Origin of the sequence: Streptomyces sp. NPDC090022 (assembly GCF_044748145.1) — a bacterium.
GTDB lineage: Bacteria > Actinomycetota > Actinomycetes > Streptomycetales > Streptomycetaceae > Streptomyces.
Genome location: NZ_JBIVFN010000003.1, coordinates 201,849 through 217,885 on the forward strand (window position 1 = coordinate 201,849; position 16,037 = coordinate 217,885).

At 73.6% G+C, this 16,037-nt stretch carries 13 protein-coding genes; 7 read left to right on the top strand and 6 right to left on the bottom strand.

The features are described from left to right. The first annotated feature begins 123 nt into the window (after window positions 1-123). Window positions 124-507, top strand: coding sequence for an RNA-binding S4 domain-containing protein (locus ACIPXB_RS08815; RefSeq protein WP_401446391.1), 384 nt, complete (start codon window positions 124-126; stop codon window positions 505-507). Window positions 508-533: 26 nt separating this feature from the next. On the opposite strand, the gene ACIPXB_RS08820 is transcribed toward ACIPXB_RS08815, so the two are convergent. The 4 genes from ACIPXB_RS08820 to dhaK form a co-directional block, all read right to left on the bottom strand. Further along, window positions 534-1,580 carry a S66 peptidase family protein gene (locus ACIPXB_RS08820; protein ID WP_401446394.1) on the bottom strand — a complete coding sequence of 349 codons (1,047 nt, stop codon included), beginning with the start codon at window positions 1,578-1,580 and terminating at the stop codon, window positions 534-536. A gap of 60 nt (window positions 1,581-1,640) precedes the next feature. Continuing rightward, a complete protein-coding gene (locus ACIPXB_RS08825; RefSeq protein ID WP_401447150.1) occupies window positions 1,641-2,042 on the bottom strand; it encodes a PTS-dependent dihydroxyacetone kinase phosphotransferase subunit DhaM in 402 nt (133 codons plus the stop codon). 2 nt (window positions 2,043-2,044) lie between these two features. After that, complete coding sequence (gene dhaL, locus ACIPXB_RS08830) at window positions 2,045-2,656, bottom strand: dihydroxyacetone kinase subunit DhaL (RefSeq protein WP_401446397.1); 612 nt, start codon at window positions 2,654-2,656, stop codon at window positions 2,045-2,047. A 65-nt stretch (window positions 2,657-2,721) separates the two neighbouring features. After that, window positions 2,722-3,726: a dihydroxyacetone kinase subunit DhaK gene (dhaK, locus tag ACIPXB_RS08835; protein WP_401446400.1), complete on the bottom strand. Its 1,005-nt coding sequence runs from the start codon at window positions 3,724-3,726 to the stop codon at window positions 2,722-2,724. 467 nt (window positions 3,727-4,193) lie between these two features. Here dhaK and ACIPXB_RS08840 point away from each other — a divergent pair, with 467 nt between their 5' ends. Genes ACIPXB_RS08840 through ACIPXB_RS08860 form a run of 5 tightly spaced genes read left to right on the top strand, consistent with a single transcriptional unit; the run spans window position 4,194 to window position 11,755 of the window. After that, window positions 4,194-5,468: a phenylacetate--CoA ligase family protein gene (locus ACIPXB_RS08840; protein ID WP_401446403.1), complete on the top strand. Its 1,275-nt coding sequence runs from the start codon at window positions 4,194-4,196 to the stop codon at window positions 5,466-5,468. Further along, window positions 5,465-6,835 (top strand): MFS transporter, encoded by a 1,371-nt coding sequence (locus ACIPXB_RS08845; protein WP_401446406.1) that lies wholly within the window; start codon window positions 5,465-5,467, stop codon window positions 6,833-6,835. Before ACIPXB_RS08840 ends, ACIPXB_RS08845 begins: the two co-directional genes overlap by 4 nt. Beyond that, the gene (locus ACIPXB_RS08850) at window positions 6,832-8,037 is read left to right on the top strand and encodes a GNAT family N-acetyltransferase (protein ID WP_401446409.1); all 1,206 of its coding nucleotides are present in this window, start codon (window positions 6,832-6,834) and stop codon (window positions 8,035-8,037) included. The genes ACIPXB_RS08845 and ACIPXB_RS08850 overlap by 4 nt, the downstream gene beginning before the upstream one ends. Continuing rightward, on the top strand, window positions 8,034-9,182 hold the full coding sequence (locus tag ACIPXB_RS08855) for an acyl-protein synthase (protein ID WP_401446412.1): 1,149 nt from the start codon (window positions 8,034-8,036) through the stop codon (window positions 9,180-9,182). Before ACIPXB_RS08850 ends, ACIPXB_RS08855 begins: the two co-directional genes overlap by 4 nt. A 2-nt stretch (window positions 9,183-9,184) precedes the next feature. Next, entirely contained in the window at window positions 9,185-11,755 is a 2,571-nt protein-coding gene (locus tag ACIPXB_RS08860; protein WP_401446415.1) for an acyl-CoA reductase, read from the top strand. A gap of 79 nt (window positions 11,756-11,834) precedes the next feature. On the opposite strand, the gene ACIPXB_RS08865 is transcribed toward ACIPXB_RS08860, so the two are convergent. Continuing rightward, window positions 11,835-12,434: a TetR/AcrR family transcriptional regulator gene (locus ACIPXB_RS08865; protein WP_401446418.1), complete on the bottom strand. Its 600-nt coding sequence runs from the start codon at window positions 12,432-12,434 to the stop codon at window positions 11,835-11,837. A 141-nt stretch (window positions 12,435-12,575) separates the two neighbouring features. Further along, a complete protein-coding gene (locus ACIPXB_RS08870) occupies window positions 12,576-14,651 on the bottom strand; it encodes a discoidin domain-containing protein (protein ID WP_401446421.1) in 2,076 nt (691 codons plus the stop codon). 295 nt (window positions 14,652-14,946) lie between these two features. Here ACIPXB_RS08870 and ACIPXB_RS08875 point away from each other — a divergent pair, with 295 nt between their 5' ends. After that, entirely contained in the window at window positions 14,947-15,741 is a 795-nt protein-coding gene (locus tag ACIPXB_RS08875; protein ID WP_401446424.1) for a peptidoglycan recognition family protein, read from the top strand. Window positions 15,742-16,037 lie beyond the last annotated feature (296 nt).

The following is a 16,037-nucleotide window of genomic DNA, read 5'->3' on the forward strand; positions in this document are numbered from 1 at the left end:
AGGCGGGTACGGGCCGCATCTGCAACTCTCTGGGCGTGAACTACATGGCAGTTGCCACGCCGATTGTCGTATCCGCCAAAAACGATTTCCGGTGACGCGCGAGGTGCTCGCTAGAGTCGGGGCATGGCTGATGAGGGAACGGCGGGTGCGAGTGCGCGCGTGGACAGCTGGATCTGGTCGGTACGTCTGACCAAGACCCGCTCGGTCGCGGCGACGGCCTGCCGGGCGGGACACGTGAAGGTCAACGGCGAGCGCGCCAAGCCGGCCCAGCCGGTGCGCGCGGGCGACGAGGTCCGCCTCTTCCACGCCGGGCGCGAGCGGATCGTGGTGGTCCGGCGGGTCGTGGCCAAGCGGGTGGGCGCGCCGGTCGCGGCGGAGTGCTTCGTCGACAACAGCCCGCCGCCCCCGACCCGGGTCGAGGCGGCGGCCGTGGGCCTGCGCGACCGCGGGGCGGGCCGCCCGACGAAGCGCGAACGCCGGGAGATGGACCAGCTCCGCGGCCGCTGAACCCTCGCCTCCGCCGGGCCCCGGCCTCAGTAGGTGACGGTGATCCGGCGGGCCGGGGCGTCGACGCGGACCGTGCCGCCGTACGGGATGACCAGCTGCGGGTCGGTGTGCCCGAGGTCCACGTCGAAGACGGCGACGGCGTCCGGGGCGTACGCGGCCAGGGCGCGCAGGACGGCCTCGCGCTGCTCGGCGGCGTACCGGGCCTTGGCCTCGTCGTCGTTGCGGCGGTCGAGGGACCAGGCCTTGGGGCGGCCCATGAGCAGCGCGGGGAACTGCCGCAGCAGGCCCCGCTCGCCCATGCAGCGCAGGATCCGGAACACCTCCTCGGCGGCCGGCAGCTCCTCGGAGGTCTCCAGGAACAGCACGCGGCCGGCGTACGCCTCGCTCTCGCGCGCGATGCCGCGGTCGGCCATCAGCAGCCAGGCCAGGATCTCCAGGTTGCCGCCCCACGCGCGGCCCTCGACGACGCGCTCGGGCCCGTGCCAGGTCCAGCCGGCACCCGGCTGGGCGTCGGGCTCGGCCGTGAAGGTGGCGGGGTCGGCCCAGTCGCGGTCGGTGTCGCCGAAGCGCTCGGCGGGGCGCAGCTCGTAGGGGCCGGGGGTGAAGAGGGCGGCCCGCAGCGACTCGGCGGTGTGCGGGTGGAGGCGGTGGGGGCGGCCGAGCGCGGTCATGACGCTGCAGCCGTGGAAGCCGACGATGCCGAGGGCGTCGAGGAACACCAGCAGGTTGGTGTTGTCGCTGAACCCGAAGAACGGCTTGGGGTGGGACCGGATCAGGTCGGCGTCGAGCAGCGGGAGGACGGTGATCTGGTCGTCGCCGCCGATGCTGGCGAAGACGGCCGTGATGGAGGGGTCGGCGAACGCGGCGTGGATGTCGTCGGCCCGCTCGCGGGCGGTGGCCCCCATCTTCCGGGTCGTCGGATACTCCACGGGTTCCAGCCCGAACTCCTCGCGCAGGCGGCGCAGGCCGAGTTCGTAGGGGAGCGGGAAGAGCCCGGGCAGCCCGGAGGAGGGCGAGATGACGGCGACCCGGTCACCGGGCACGGGCTTGGGCGGGTATACAGGTGTGATCATCCCGCGAGCCTAAGGCGTGTCGTCGAGGGAGCGCGCCCCGCGCCGGCCAGGCCCGCGGCGTCAGACCTTGCGGTAGGTGTACGCCTCCGCCGCCGCCGTCGCGACCGCGTCCAGGTCGGCGCCCGCGGACGCCGCCACCACCGCCGCCACCGCGCCCTCCACGAACGGCGCGTCCAGGAGGCGGGAGTGCGGCGGGAGTTCGTCCTCCGCCAGGAGGGTCTTCACCGTCAGGACCGAGCTGCCCAGGTCCGCCAGCAGGGCCACGCCCGCGCCCCGGTCCACCGCACGGGCCGCCGCCAGGATCGCCTCCGCGCTCGTCCCGAGCCCGCCGTCCGGCGCGCCGCCCGCCGGGGCGATCGCCGCGACCGGGGCCGCGGGACCGCCCGCCGCCAGGCCGCGGGCCAGTTCGGCCACCGATTCCGCCACCCGCGCGCTGTGCGAGACCAGCACCACGCCCACCATGCTCACGCGTCCTCCTCCTCCGCCACCGCGGCCAGCGCCCGCAGCAGCAGCGCCGACGACGTCGCTCCCGGGTCCTGGTGCCCGATGCTCCGCTCACCCAGGTAGCTGGCCCGCCCCTTGCGCGCCAGCATCGGTACGGTCGCCAGCGCGCCGCTCTCCGCCGCGTCACCGGCCGCCGCGTACGACGTACTCAGCGCCGCCACCCCCGGCAGCAGCGCGTCCAGCATCGTCTTGTCGCCGGGCGCCGCCCCGCCCAGCTGGGCCACCGCGGCCACCCCGGCGTCCAGCGCCCCGCGCAGGTCCTCGTCGGAGACCTCCGCCGCCGTGCCGAGCTCCTTGCCCGTGCGGCGCAGCAGCGTCCCGTACAGCGGACCGGACGCGCCGCCCACCGTGGAGATCAGGGTCCGCCCGGCCTGTTGCAGCACCTCGCCCGGCGTGCCGGCCGCGTCGTCGCCCTCCAACTCGCCCCGCACCGCCGTGAAGCCGCGCAGCAGATTGCTGCCGTGGTCGGCGTCGCCGATGGGGGAGTCCAGCTCCGTCAGCCGGTCCGCCTCCCGGGCCACCGAGGCGGCCGCGGCCGCCATCCAGCGCCGGAAGAACTCCGCGTCACGCACCCGGTCTCCTCACGTCGTCACCGTCGTCACCGTCGTCGCGTCATGCCGCCGGGGCCACCCTACGGTCAGCGGCCCCACCGCAGGGCCGCGGTCTGCACGGGCGCGTCCCACAGCCGCAGCAACTCCTCGTCGGCCCGGCACAACGTCACCGAACACCCGGCCATGTCCAGCGAGGTGACGTAGTTTCCGACCAGCGTCCGCGCCACCGGCACCCCGCGCTCCGCCAGCACCCGCGCCACCTCCGCATGGAACCCGTACAGTTCCAGCAGCGGCGTCGCCCCCATCCCGTTCACGAGCGCGAGCACCGGCCCGCCCGTCGGCGCCGGGTCCGGCAGGTCCTCCAGTACGGCCCCCACCGCGACCTCCGCGATCTGTGCCGCCGTCATCATCGGGCGCCGCTCCCGCCCCGGCTCCCCGTGGATCCCGATGCCCAGCTCCAGCTGGCCGTCGGGGAGTTCGAAGGTCGGGCTGCCCTTCGCCGGCGTGGTGCACGCGCTCAGCGCCACCCCGAAGCTCCGCGAGGCCTCGTCGACCCGCCGCGCGAGCGCCGCCACCCGCTCCAGCGGCGCCCCCTCCTCGGCCGCTGCCCCGGCGATCCGCTCCACGAACAGCGTGGCCCCGGTCCCGCGCCGCCCCGCCGTGTACAGGCTGTCGGTCACCGCCACGTCGTCGTCGACCAGGACGCTCTCGATCCGGATGCCCTCCTCCTCGGCGAGCTCCGCGGCCATCTGGAAGTTGAGGACGTCCCCCGTGTAGTTCTTCACGACGAACAGCACCCCCTGCCCGCCGTCCACGGCGGCCGCCGCCCGCACCATCTGATCGGGCACCGGCGAGGTGAACACCTCCCCGGGACACGCCGCCGACAGCATCCCGTACCCCACGAACCCGGCGTGCAGCGGCTCGTGTCCCGACCCGCCGCCGGACACCAGCGCGACCCGCCCGCTGCCGCGCGCGTCGCGGCGTGCGACGACGCGCCGTTCCACGTCCACGTCCAGTTGGGGATGGGCGGCCGCCATCCCGCGCAACGCGTCGGCGACCACGGTCCCGGGGCTGTTGATCAGCATCCTCATGGCATCTCCTGGTGAGCTCGACGGGCGCGCGGTGCGGAGCATGGCGCCCGGTGTGGCTGCTGCGGCTGCGTACGTCTGATGGTGACGGTAGGGGAGCGCGGGGCCGGGGACCAGTACGGCGGGCCGCGTCGCGGGCGGGTGCCGGCGGAGTGCCGGTCGGTGTGCCGGGCGGAGTGGCAGCCGGAGTGGCGGCCGGAGTGCCGGTCCGGGCGGGGAATTAGTTGATCACGCAAGAATCTTCGATATCAGCCACGATGGCCGGAAGATATTCGGCTGATTTTGTGATTGGCAGGATGATGTCCGATGATCGTGACTGCGCGTCAGCTGCTTCGGCGCGCGTCGAGGAAGCGGGGGCGCGGGGGTTCCCCCGTACACCGACCCCATCCCGCAGGCGGCGAAACACGTGGCCCGGCCATGCCGCCGCGCGGTGACTCCTGCCCCGTACCGACATCCCTAGGCAAAGGCCCATGTCCGCTCATCAGCTATCGGACCTCATACGTTTCGCCCGCCACCACTCGCCCTTCTACCGCGATCTCTACGCGTCCCTGCCGCCGGACGCCGACCGCCTGACCGACCTCCCGGTCGTCGACCAGAGCGCCTTCTGGGCGGCCAACACCCTGGACGGCAACCGCGTCCTGACCGGCCCCCTGGCCGAGGCCACCGTCTACAAGACCGGCGGCACCACCGGAGCCCCCAAGTTCTCCGTCTACACCCGCGACGAATGGCGCACCTTCGTGACCGCCTTCGGCCACGGGCTGATGGACGCGGGCCTGCGCCCGGGGCACCGCGTCGCCGACCTGTTCTACGCGGGCGAGCTGTACGCCAGCTTCCTGTTCGTCCTCGACTCCCTCGCCCACGCGCCCGTGGACAACGTCCGGCTGCCCATCGGCGGCGCCGCGCCCCTGGAGTCGACGGTCCCCACCCTGCGGGACTTCGCCGCCCAGGTCGTGGCCGGCACCCCCACCACCCTGTGCCGGCTCGCCGAACACGTGATCGCCGCCGGCCTCCGCCTCGAGGCCGTCGAGCTGCTCCTCTTCGGCGGCGAGGCCCTCTTCGCCGACCAACGGCGCCTGCTGGCCGCCGCGTTCCCGCGCGCCGAGGCCCGCTCCCTCGGGTACGCCAGCGTGGACGCCGGCCTGCTCGGCCGCCCCGTGCCCGGCCCCGACGCCCGGGTGCACCGGGCCTTCACCCCGTACTCCGTCGTCGAGATCCTCGACGACACCACCGGGGAGCCCATCACGGAACCCGGGCGGCCCGGACGGGTCGTCGTGACCAGCCTGTTCCGCCGCCTGATGCCCATCCTCCGCTACCCCGCCGGCGACCGCGCCGAATGGACCGACCCCGCGGCCGGCCACTTCCGCATCCTCGGCCGTGCCGAGGAGGGCGTCCGCGTGGGCCCGGTGTCGCTGTACTCCCAGGACGCGCAGGACGCGGTGGCCGCCGCCGACGCCGCAGGCCGCATCGTGGGCACGCAGTTGGTCGTACGCCGCTGGGACGGCCGCGACGGGCTGGTGCTGCGGCTGGCCACCACCCCCGCCGACCAGGACGATCCGGCCGGTCTGGAGACACTCGCCCGGGCGGTCGTGACCGAACTGGAGACCGCCCGGCCGCTGTATCCGGACAGCGTCCGTGCCGGCTTCGTCCACCCGCCGGCGGTGGAATGGGCGCGCCACCGCGACCTCGCCGTCAACCCGCGCTCGGGCAAGCTGATCCGCGTCCTGGACGAGAGGCCGACGACGTGACCGCCACCCCCGCCGCCCCCGCGGCGAACGAGGCGACGTCCACCCCCACCACCCCGGCCGGAGTCGGGTCCACGGCGTCCACGGCGTCCGCGGCCCCCGCCACCGGTGGCCACGACGGCGGCCGTGCCCGCCGGCTGCCGCTGGTCCTGCGCAACCGTGCCTTCGGCACCGTCTGGCTGGGCCAGGTCCTCACCCAGGCCGCCGTGCGCATGTTCCAGGTCGGCGTCTCCTGGTGGCTCGTCGCCTACGCCGTCGACAGCGGACGCGGCCTGGCCTCCGGGCTGTTCATGGCCGTCAGCACGCTGCCCGCCGTGGCGCTGGCCCCGGTCGTGGCCCGCGCGGTCGCCCGCACGGCCCACCGCTCGGTCCTGCGGACGGCCGCCGCGCTGGCCGGCGCCGCCGCCGGCGCCCTGGCCGGGTGGGCCCAGCTGAGCGAGCTGCCGCTGGCCGCCGTCTACGCCGCGGCCCTGGCGCTGGCCACCTGCCAGGCCTTCTTCGATCCCTGCCTGACGACCTCGGTCCCCGAACTCGTCGACGACGCCGACATCGAGACCGCCACCGGATTCGAACTGTCCACCCAGTCCATCGCGGGCCTCGGCGGGGCGCTCCTCGGCGCCGTGATCGTCGACCGGGCCGGGGTGAGCGGACTCGCCGCCGGCTGCGCGGCCGCCTACGTCGGCGCCGCACTGCTCATCGCGGGCACACGGTTCCGTACGACGGCCGCGGCGCCGGCGGCCGGGGACCAGGGCGAGCCGGGCGAGCCGGGCGGGGCCGGCGTCACCGAGCGGCGCACGCTGCGCCGTATCCTCGGCGAACTTCCGTACGTCCGGCGGATCCTGATCTGCTTCACCGCCGCCAACCTCTTCACCACCGCCGTCTTCGTCGTCATCCCCCTCTACACCCGGTCCGTCCTGGGCGACGGCGGCTCCACGGTGGCACTGCTGGAGGCGGCCCTCGGCACCGGCACGCTGATCGGGTCCGTCACCGGCGCCCGGGTACCGGGGCGGCCCACCGTGACCGGTGCGTACTGCCTGGGCCTGATGGCCCTCGCCCTGGCCCTGCCGGGCCTGGTCGCCGACCGGCTGGTCGTCGCCGGTGGCCTGGCCGTGGCCGGCTGGTGCGTCGGTGTGATCGGGGTCCGGTTCGTGGCCCTGTTCCAGCGGCTGGTGCCCGCCGCCGACAAGCCCGGCTTCTTCGCCGTGATGCAGGCCGTGCTGGGGGCCTCCTTCCCGGTGGCCTCGCTCCTGTTCGGCCTGGCCGGCGACCACCTGTCCGCGCAGACGCTGTGCCTGATCCAGGCCGCCGGTCTCCTCCCGGCCGCCTGCGCCCTGGCCCTCCTGGGCCGGTCCCGCGGAGGTGAGCGATGAGCGCCCCCCTGAGCGAGAGCGGACCGGATGTCAGGATCGCGCCGGCCGCCGCCGCGGACATCGCCGAGCTGCGCCAGCTCTACTACGCCGTCTACGGCCCCCACTACCCCGCCGCCCTCGGCACCGACCCCGCCGTCATGGCCCGGCTCATCGAGGACCCGCACTCCCTGTGGCTCGTCGCCCGCCGCCGGGACACCGGCGCGCTCGCCGCGTCCGCCGCCGTCCACGGTGAGCCGGGCAGCCGTATCGGCCGCCTGGAAGGGCTCGCCGTGCACCCCGAGCACCGCTCCGGGGGCCTGGCCGCCGCCCTGACCGGGGAGCTGTGCGCCCGGATGCTCGACACCGGACGCCTGGACTCGGTGTACGCCACCGTGCGCACCGTCAGTCCCGGCCCGCAGCGCGTCGTCGCGCGCAACGGCTTCCGCCCGCTGGGGATCCTGCCCAACGCGGTCGACCTCAGCAGCCGCGAGAGCCTCGCCCTGTACGCCCGCCACGCCGACGGCGTACTGGACCGCCGCGTCCCGGTGCCCGAGGTCCCCGCTCCGCTGCTGCCGCTGCTGCGCACCGCCGGGAGCTGCCTCGGCGTCAGCTACCGCGACGTGCGCCCCACCGCCGCCCCGGCCCCGGCCGCCCCGGCCGTCGCGGACGCGGCCGTCGCGGACGCGGACCCCGCCGAGCGGCTGGAGATGATCGAGGCCCCCGCCTTCGTCCGCCGCCGCCTGCGCGAGCGCATCCCCGACGCCGGCGGCTGGTTCTACCCGCTGCACACGCCGAACGTGCTGCTCACCCCGGAGGACGGCCGGTTCGAGGTCTTCGCGTACCTCAACCGCACCGGCGGGTACTGCTCGCTGCTCGCCGCCCACCCCGACCCCGCCGCGGTGGCCGACCACCTCGACGTCGTCACCCGGACCCTGACCCGGGCCGGCGCGAGCTACGTGGAGGCACTGGTCCCGCTCGCGCACCACGGTGCGCTCGCGGCCTTCCTGGCCCAGGGCTTCGTCGCCGGGGCCCTCTACCCGGCCATGCGCGCGGACGGCGAGGGCGCCGGCGCCGGCTTCCACGACTACGTCGTCCTCTCCCGCTCCACCGAGCAGATCGACTTCCGCGGCGTCGCCGTCGAACCGCCCCTCCAGCCCTACCTGGACTGTTACCTGTCGGCCTGGGCGTCGACCTACCTGCCCACACTCGAGGTTGCCTCATGAACCCCCATCTCGCCCCGGTCGGCGTACCCGACCCCGCCCTCCTGCCGCACGTGCAGCGCCTGTGCGACCTGACCGACCCGTACGCCCACGGCCCCGAGGCCGACGAGCTGTTCGACGCGGCCATGGCGGAGATCAACGCCTGGCACACCGCCCGCTCGCCGTTCTTCCGCTCGCTGTACGAGGCCACGCCGCCCGCGCGGCCGTACCGCACCCCGCTCGTCCACGCGAACTTCTTCAAGCGTCACGAGGTGCTCTCCATCCCGCGCGACGAGGTCGACCTGCACCTGACCTCCTCGGGCACCACCGGCCAGAAGTCGCAGATGTTCTTCGACACCTGGACCATCCGCTCCGCGCAGCGCATGGTCGCCCGGATCTTCGAGCGCAACGGCTGGATCACCCCCGAGCAGGAGGTCAACTACCTGCTCTACAGCTACGAGCCGGCGCCCGACCTCAACCTCGGCACCTCCTTCACCGACAACTATCTGTGCGACTTCGCCCCGGCCCGCAGCGTCACGTACGCCCTGCGCCACACCGGCGGCGAGCACGAGTTCGACCCCTTCGGCTGCGTCGCCGCCCTGCGCCGCCTCGCCGAGGACGACGCCCCCGTGCGGATCCTCGGCTTCCCCGCCTTCCTCTTCTTCACCCTGGAACGCATGCGGGCCATGGGGCTGCCGCCCCTGCGGCTGCCCGAGGGCTCCCTCGTGGTCCTCGGCGGCGGCTGGAAGGGCCACGCCGACCGGCGCATCGGCAAGGAGGAGCTGTACGCCCGGGTCACGGAGCAGCTGGGCATCCCCGGGGCACGGATCCGGGACACCTTCGGCTCCGTCGAGCACTGCATCCCGTACATCGAGTGCGACCACCACCGCCTGCACGCGCCCGTCTGGTCCCGCGTCACCATCCGCTCCACGCGCACCCTGGAGCCGCTGCCCCACGGGGAGCAGGGCTACCTGCACCTCGTCTCGCCCTACATCACCTCCGTACCGGCGCAGAGCGTCGTCATGGGCGACCTCGCCTCCCTGTACCCGGGCGAGGAGTGCGGCTGCGAGCTGGCCACGCCCTGGTTCACCGTCCACGGCCGCGCCGGGGTGAGCCGCAACCGGAGCTGCGCGGTGGCCGCCGCCGAACTGCTGAAGGGACTGTCCTGACCGTGTCCGACCTCATCACCACCGTCATACCCGTGCCCGTGCCCGTTTCCGGGCCCGCCGCCGGTACGCCGCACTACTGGCAGGGCGCCTTCATCGGCGACGAGGAGGCCGGGCACCGCCTGGCCGGGCTGCCCGCCGCCGTCGAGGCCGCGCTCGCCACCCCGCTGGAGACCGAGACGCTGCTGGCCGTCTGCGACGCCCTGGGCAGCGCCCTGTGCGACCCGGAGCACCCGGTGCGCGCCCGGCTCGCCCGCCACCTGCCCGAGGGCGAGGACCCGGCCGTCCTCACCGAACTCGGCACCTTCCTGAGCCGCACCGAACTCACCCGCAAGCTGCGCCGCGAACTGGGCACCACCGCCCCCGGCCGGCTGAACCGCCCCGATGCCCGCGAGAGCGTGTACGAGGCCTGGGCGCCCGTCGGTCTGGTCGCCCACATCGCCCCGGGCAACGCCGTCACCGTCGCCCCGCTCAGCATCGTCGAGGGCCTGCTCGCCGGTAACGTCAACATCCTCAAGACCAGCGGCGCCGACAGCCTGCTGCCCGGGGCCCTGCTGGCCGAACTCGCCGCACTGGACCCCACCGGCGCCGTCGCCGCCCGCGTCATCGTGCTGCGCTTCTCCTCCGCCCGGCAGGACTGGCTGCGCCTGATGTGCGCGCCCGCCGACGCCGTCGCCGTCTGGGGCGGCGAGAGCGCCGTGGAGGGCGTAGCCGCCCATGTGCCCCCGGGCTGCCGCCTGGTGGAGTGGGGACACCGGATCTCCTTCGCGTACCTGACCGCCGACGCCTGGCAGGACCCGGCCGCGCTGGAGGCCCTGGCCGACGACGTGTGCCGGTTCGAGCAGCAGGCCTGCTCCAGCCCGCAGGTCGTCTACCTCGACACCGGGGACGAGGAGGCCGTCTTCGCCTTCGCCGCCCGCTTCGCCGAGGTCCTGGCCACCCGGCCGCCGGCCGTGCCCGCGCCCGGCGACCCCGGGCCCGGCCCGGCCGAGGAGGCCGAGCTGACCACCACCGAGCTGGTCGCCCGGCTGGAGGAACACCTCGGCCTGACCCGGGTGTTCGCCGCCGCCGACGGCTCCTGGCGGGTCATGGCCGACACCCGGCCGGCGCTCACCGCCTCCCCGCTCCACCGCAGCGTGTGGATCAAGCCGCTGCCCCGCGAACGGCTGATCGCCACGCTGCGCCCCATGCGCCGCTACCTCCAGACCGCGGGGCTCGCCGGCAGCCCCACCGACGTCGCCGAACTCTCCCGTACCGTCCTGGCCGCCGGCGTCACCCGCGTCACCCCGCTGGGCGCCATGCTCGCGAGCTACGCCGGCGAGCCGCACGACGGCGTCTACGCCCTCCAGCGCTACAGCCGCCGCGTCGCCGTCCAGGCCGACCCCGCCCGCTTCGCCACCACCGCCTGCCTGGACGACCTGGCACGCCCCGTCGTCCTGCCCGCGCCCACCGGGCCGCTGCTGGGCAAGGAGGAGGTGCAGGAACTCAACCGGCACGTCACGCGCGCCGACGCCGAGCTGTACTTCCGCAGCGGCGGCAGCACCGGCGATCCGGCCCTGTCCCTCTTCAGCTACGACGACTACGACACCCAGATGCACGCCGCCGCCCGCGGCCTGCTCGCCGCCGGCTACGACCCGGTGGGGGACCGCACCGCCAATCTCTTCTACTGCGGCGGCATGTACGGCAGCTTCATCAGCTTCTTCTCCATCCTGGAGCGCCTGGGCGGCGTACAACTGCCCCTGGCCGCGGGCCCCGACCACCGGGCCACCGCCCGGGCCGTGATCGACCACGGCGCCGACACCCTCTTCGGGATGCCGTCCTACCTGTGGCAGCTGCTGCACGAGGAGGCCGACGCCTTCCGCGCGTACGGCGGCCTGAAGAAGGTCTTCTACGGCGGCGAGCGCTTCACCGACGAGCAGCAGCGCGTCCTGAAGGACACCTTCGGCATCGAGGTCGTGCGCTCGATCACCTACGGCAGCACCGACCTGGGCCCGCTCGGCTACCAGTGCACCGAGAGCTCCGGCGGCGTCCACCACCTCCACGCCGACCTGCACACCCTGGAGATCCTCGACACCGGGGCCGACCGGCCGGTGGCGCCGGGGGAGACGGGCCGGCTGGTGTTCACCACGCACGCCCGGCGCGGCCAGCACCTGGGCCGCTACGTCATCGGCGACCTCGGCCGCGCCGTTCCCGGACGCTGCCCCTGCGGCAGCCACGCCCCGCGCTTCGAGCTGCTCGGCCGGCTCGGCGACGTGATGCGGGTGGCGACGTACTTCCTGAACCACCGGCGCTTCGTGGCCCTGGCCGAGGAGGCCGGGTACACCGGCGAGCTCCAGATCCGGCTCACCGGGCACGACACCCGCGAGCGGCTCACCGTCCGCGTGGAACGGGCCGGCGCCGTCGGCCCCGCCGCTCCCGAGGCGCTGCGCGAGGCCCTCCTGGCCGGCTACCCGGAGCTGCGCTCGGCGGTGTCGGAGCGGCTGCTGGACCTGGTGGCCGAGGCGGTGGACGGATCGGCGCTGGACCGCAGCCCGACCAGCGGCAAGCTGCGCCCGGTGGTCGACGCGCGCGGCTAGGACCGGGCGGCCGGCGGATCGCGGCCCGGGCCGCGATCCGCCGGACACACCCTGGTGTCGCGACCGGGACCGCTTCCGGTCAGGTGTCGGCGCGGAACAGGTCCGCGACGTGGTCGGCGATCACGTCGAGGATGTCCGCGGCGGCGCCCGCGTCACCGGCCACCAGGAAGTTCAGGGTCAGCCCGTCCGTCATCGCGGCCAGGTAGCGGGCCAGGACGGGCACCTTGACGCTCGGGTCCAGCTCCATGCCGGCGGCGAGCTGCTCGATCAGCGCCTCGTAGATCTCGGCGTACAGCTCGTACTGCCGCCGGGCCAGGTGCCCGAACCCCGGCTGGCGCAGCGCGTACTGCGTGAGCTCGTAGGTGAGCATGTGCTCGCCGGGGTGGGCGGCCACATGGTCCCAGTACGCCTGGAGGCCGGCCCTGATGGTCTCCCGGACGGTGGCGCGGGGCCGGATCGCGTCCCTCACCACCGCGACGTAGTGCTCGGTGATCGTCGTCATGACCGATTCGAGCAGCTCCTGCTTGGAGTCGAAGCAGTAGTGGAAGACGCTCAGCGACACGCCCGCCTCGGCGGCGATCGACCGGGTGGTGGTGCGCGGGACCCCGTCCCGGGTCATCGCGCGGATCGCCGCCTCGGTCAGCTGCCGGCGCCGTTCGGCCGAAGGCATCCGTGCCATGGGTCCGTCCCCCCGTGGTTGCGCGTGCGCCGTCCGGCCCGGGACGGACCCGGGCCGGACGGCACACCTGTATGCCAGTGGTGCGTGATGCGTGGTGCGTCGTGCATGGTGCGTGATACGTGATGCGTGGTGCGTGGCCGGTCAGCTGCTGTAGACGCCGACCTCGTGCAGCGAGTAGCCCCACTGGGTGCCGCGTTGCAGCCCGTGGACGCGGACGTAGCGGGCCGGGACACCGGCGAAGCGTGCCGTGTCCAGACCGCCGTCACCGGCGGTCGTGGACCACGCGGTCTGCCAGGCCGAGCCGTCGGAGGACACCTCGACACGGTAGCCCTTGCCGTACGCGCGCTCCCAGTCGAGGGTGACCCGCTTGACCAGCTGCGGCGACCCGAGGTCGAGCTGGAGCCACTGGTCGTCGCTCCAGTCGCTCGCCCAGCGGCTGCCGGTGTCGCCGTCCACGGCCCGGCCGGGCGCGTAGCTGACGAAGGGGTTCCACTCCGCCGAGCTGGCCGACGCCGCGGCGCCCGCCGCCAGGTTCACACCGGCCTTGTGCTTCTCGCTGGAGCCCCAGGTCCGCAGGTAGGACTCCGCGCCCCGGAACAGGTCGTCCACCACGCCCTGGCCGCCGACCTGCCGGACGTCCTCGATCCAGTCCGGGACCAGGCCGTAGTGCGAGGCGCCGTCGGTGTTGAGGTCCCAGGTGCGCTGCCCGGTGGTCTGCCGGTCGATGACGGAGCCGCCGTCGACGCTGCGGAAGGGGTACTTCACCGGGTTCGGGGTGTCGGCGCCGCGCGGGCCGGGCCAGCCGCCGACCCCGTTCATGTCGGTGCCGTAGCCGTAGCCGACGTCGTACTTCTCGCGCAGCGCGTCCGTGCGCTTGGCCTCGGCGCTGAACGCCTCGGCGCCGTTCATGTACTGGGCGGCGAACCCGCCGAGCTTGTAGAGCCGCTCGGTCCAGTCGTGGTCCATCCAGCTGTGCGAGGAGAGCACGCCCGGGTACGACTCCGACTCCATGATGTCGAAGGCCCGGCCGGCGGCCTTGACGCTCATGTGGTCGATCTCGAGCATCATCTTGCGCTTCATCATGCCGCGTACGGCGTACTCGCCGAGTTCGGTGAGACCGCGTGTGTTGCACCGCGCGTCGGCGGCGTACGACGGGACGCTCACGCCCGCCGGCAGGTGCTGCTCCGCCTGCGGCGCCGCCGCGAGGCCGATCGGGTTGTCGGCCTGCGGTCCGGCGCAGACCTCCGTCTTCCAGAAGGTCCCGGTCGACAGGAACTGGCCCACGTTGATCGCCGTGCCGAGGGCGCCGCTGTCGAAGCGGACCCCGCACAGGGCGTTGTCGAACTTGTGGCACAGGAACATGCTGCGCACGCCGAGGTTGTACAGCTCGTCGAGACCGCGGTCGATGTCGGCCCTGCTGCACTGCGCGACGTCGAGGATCTGCTTGCAGCCGAAGGGCTCGGAGGTCTCCACGCCCAGGACCACGGCGAGTTTGCCCTGCTCGATGACCTGGCGGGCCTGCGCGGAGTCGGTGACGATCCGGAAGAAGCCCTTGCCCGGGCCGCCGTAGATCTTGTCGATGTAGGCCTGCATCTCGTAGGTCTTCTGCGCCTGCAGACGGATGGAGGTCATCTCGTCGCAGCTGCGGTCCTTGAAGAAGTAGACCGAGCAGATCACCCCGTTGGTGACGAGGTCGTTGACGAGGACCCGCTGGCCGCCGCGCCAGGCCCGCTCGATCCAGGCGTAGTAGTTCTGCTGGTGCGTCAGCGAGTCGTGGGCGGGCCAGTCCTTGAACGTCGGCCAGCCGTCCGGGTCGTGCTTGCCGTCACCGCCCTTGGTGATGAAGTCGAAGATCGCCAGCGAGCCGTCCGGGTAGTGCTCGGGACAGTCCTTGAGGGCGTCGGCGATGCCCTGCTCGGAGAACGCCTTGCCGCAGATCAGGCGGCCGCCGAAGGCCTCGTTGGACATGATGTGGTCGTGGGCGTCGACGAAGCCGCGGACCCGTCCCTGGGCGTCGGTGCCCTTGAACGGCTCACCGGTGACGTTGATCTGGGAGTCGGTCGCGGGCCGGGCGGGCGGATTCCACCAGCCGGGGTCGGCGGCGGCGCCGGGCGTCGGGCCCAGGGTGAGGGCCACGAGGGCGAAGAGCAGCGACAGGACGGCGAGCTGTCGGCGCCTGCCGTACGGATGCGGGTGTGCGGGTCGGGTCACGGTCATCACTCATGTCTTCGGTCGGCGGACGGCGCGGTCGAGGACCCGGAGCGGTGGCTTGATTGTCATGTCCCGCGCGAATATTGCGACGAGGATCCCTACTCGCGGTAACACAGTCAAGAGTCCGGGACAGATGACCTGATGTCCCGTCGGATCCGGACGCCCCGCCGGCGCCCGCCGGACGGATCCGGGGTGTCCCCCGAAGTGGTCTGCCTGGCCGCTCCCTCGGAGCGTCTGCGTGCCCCGCGGGCCGGCCGCCTCGTTCAATGGGCGTCCCCCTCCCAACGGAAACGGTCACTTCATGACGTCGTACGCGCGGCCGCAGTCCCCACCAGCCCCGCAGTCCCCTCTGCTCACACGGCGGGGGGTGGTCGCCGGTACCCTCGCCCTCGCCGCGGGAGCCGCACTGCCGCTCGCCGCGGCCGGCACCGCCCGGGCCCGCACCGGCCCGCAGATCGCCGCGTGCGCGACGTGGGGCGCCCGGCAGCCGTCCGAGCCCGTCGTCGTCCTCGCCACACAGCCGCGGCGGATCGTCGTGCACCACACGGCGACGGCGAACGTCACGGACTACTCCCAGAAGCGCGCCTACGCCCTCGCCCGCGCGATCCAGACGTTCCACATGGACGCCCAGGGCTGGATCGACACCGGCCAGCACTTCACGGTCAGCCGCGGCGCCTTCGTGATGGAGGGGCGCCACAACAGCCTGGCCGAACTGCGTGTCGGTGGCCACCAGGTCCGCTCCGCGCACTGCATCGGCCAGAACAACGTCTCGATCGGCATCGAGAACGAGGGCACGTACAGCACCGAGGAGCCGCCGGCCGCGCAGTACGCCGCGCTGGCCGACCTGTGCGCCCACATCTGCAGCCAGTACGGCCTGCCCCCGTCGGAGATCTACGGCCACCGCGACTTCAACCAGACCGCCTGCCCCGGCGATCGCCTCTACGCCCTGCTGCCCACCCTGCGCAAGGATGTGGCGGCCCGCCTGGGCACCACCGTGTCGGACCCCCTGTGGGACATGGTCCGCGACGCCCTGGACCGCAACCGGCCGACGCCGCTGCCGGAGTACCTGCCGAACGGTCTGCTGCCCGGCGCGTAGGGATGTCCGAAGGCCCTTCCGGGGTGTTTCCCGGAAGGGCGGCGCGCGCGTCGCCGGCGGATCGGCAGGGGTGACGCAAAAGAATCCCATAACAGCTCGCGCGCGAATCGAAGATACATGCTGCCGAACGGTTCTCGGAAACGCCGTCGGGTTCAGAGATTTCACCGTACAGACAGTCGGAAACCGGGACATAGGTATACGGTGATACGGAATTGCGAATTCCGATTTCGGGGAATGGCCGGATTGCTGTGAGAGGCTCAGCCGACCGAAAAGACACCCGCGCGCCGGAAGCGCTC

What these genes read in the sequence shown, in the direction of transcription:
- ACIPXB_RS08815 (WP_401446391.1), top strand. Translation starts at nt 124, where the DNA reads ATGGCTGATGAGGGAACGGCGGGTGCGAGTGCGCGCGTGGACAGCTGG.
- ACIPXB_RS08820 (WP_401446394.1), bottom strand. Translation starts at nt 1,580, where the DNA reads ATGATCACACCTGTATACCCGCCCAAGCCCGTGCCCGGTGACCGGGTC.
- ACIPXB_RS08825 (WP_401447150.1), bottom strand. Translation starts at nt 2,042, where the DNA reads ATGGTGGGCGTGGTGCTGGTCTCGCACAGCGCGCGGGTGGCGGAATCG.
- dhaK (WP_401446400.1), bottom strand. Translation starts at nt 3,726, where the DNA reads ATGAGGATGCTGATCAACAGCCCCGGGACCGTGGTCGCCGACGCGTTG.
- ACIPXB_RS08840 (WP_401446403.1), top strand. Translation starts at nt 4,194, where the DNA reads ATGTCCGCTCATCAGCTATCGGACCTCATACGTTTCGCCCGCCACCAC.
- ACIPXB_RS08850 (WP_401446409.1), top strand. Translation starts at nt 6,832, where the DNA reads ATGAGCGCCCCCCTGAGCGAGAGCGGACCGGATGTCAGGATCGCGCCG.
- ACIPXB_RS08855 (WP_401446412.1), top strand. Translation starts at nt 8,034, where the DNA reads ATGAACCCCCATCTCGCCCCGGTCGGCGTACCCGACCCCGCCCTCCTG.
- ACIPXB_RS08865 (WP_401446418.1), bottom strand. Translation starts at nt 12,434, where the DNA reads ATGGCACGGATGCCTTCGGCCGAACGGCGCCGGCAGCTGACCGAGGCG.
- ACIPXB_RS08870 (WP_401446421.1), bottom strand. Translation starts at nt 14,651, where the DNA reads ATGACCGTGACCCGACCCGCACACCCGCATCCGTACGGCAGGCGCCGA.
- ACIPXB_RS08875 (WP_401446424.1), top strand. Translation starts at nt 14,947, where the DNA reads ATGACGTCGTACGCGCGGCCGCAGTCCCCACCAGCCCCGCAGTCCCCT.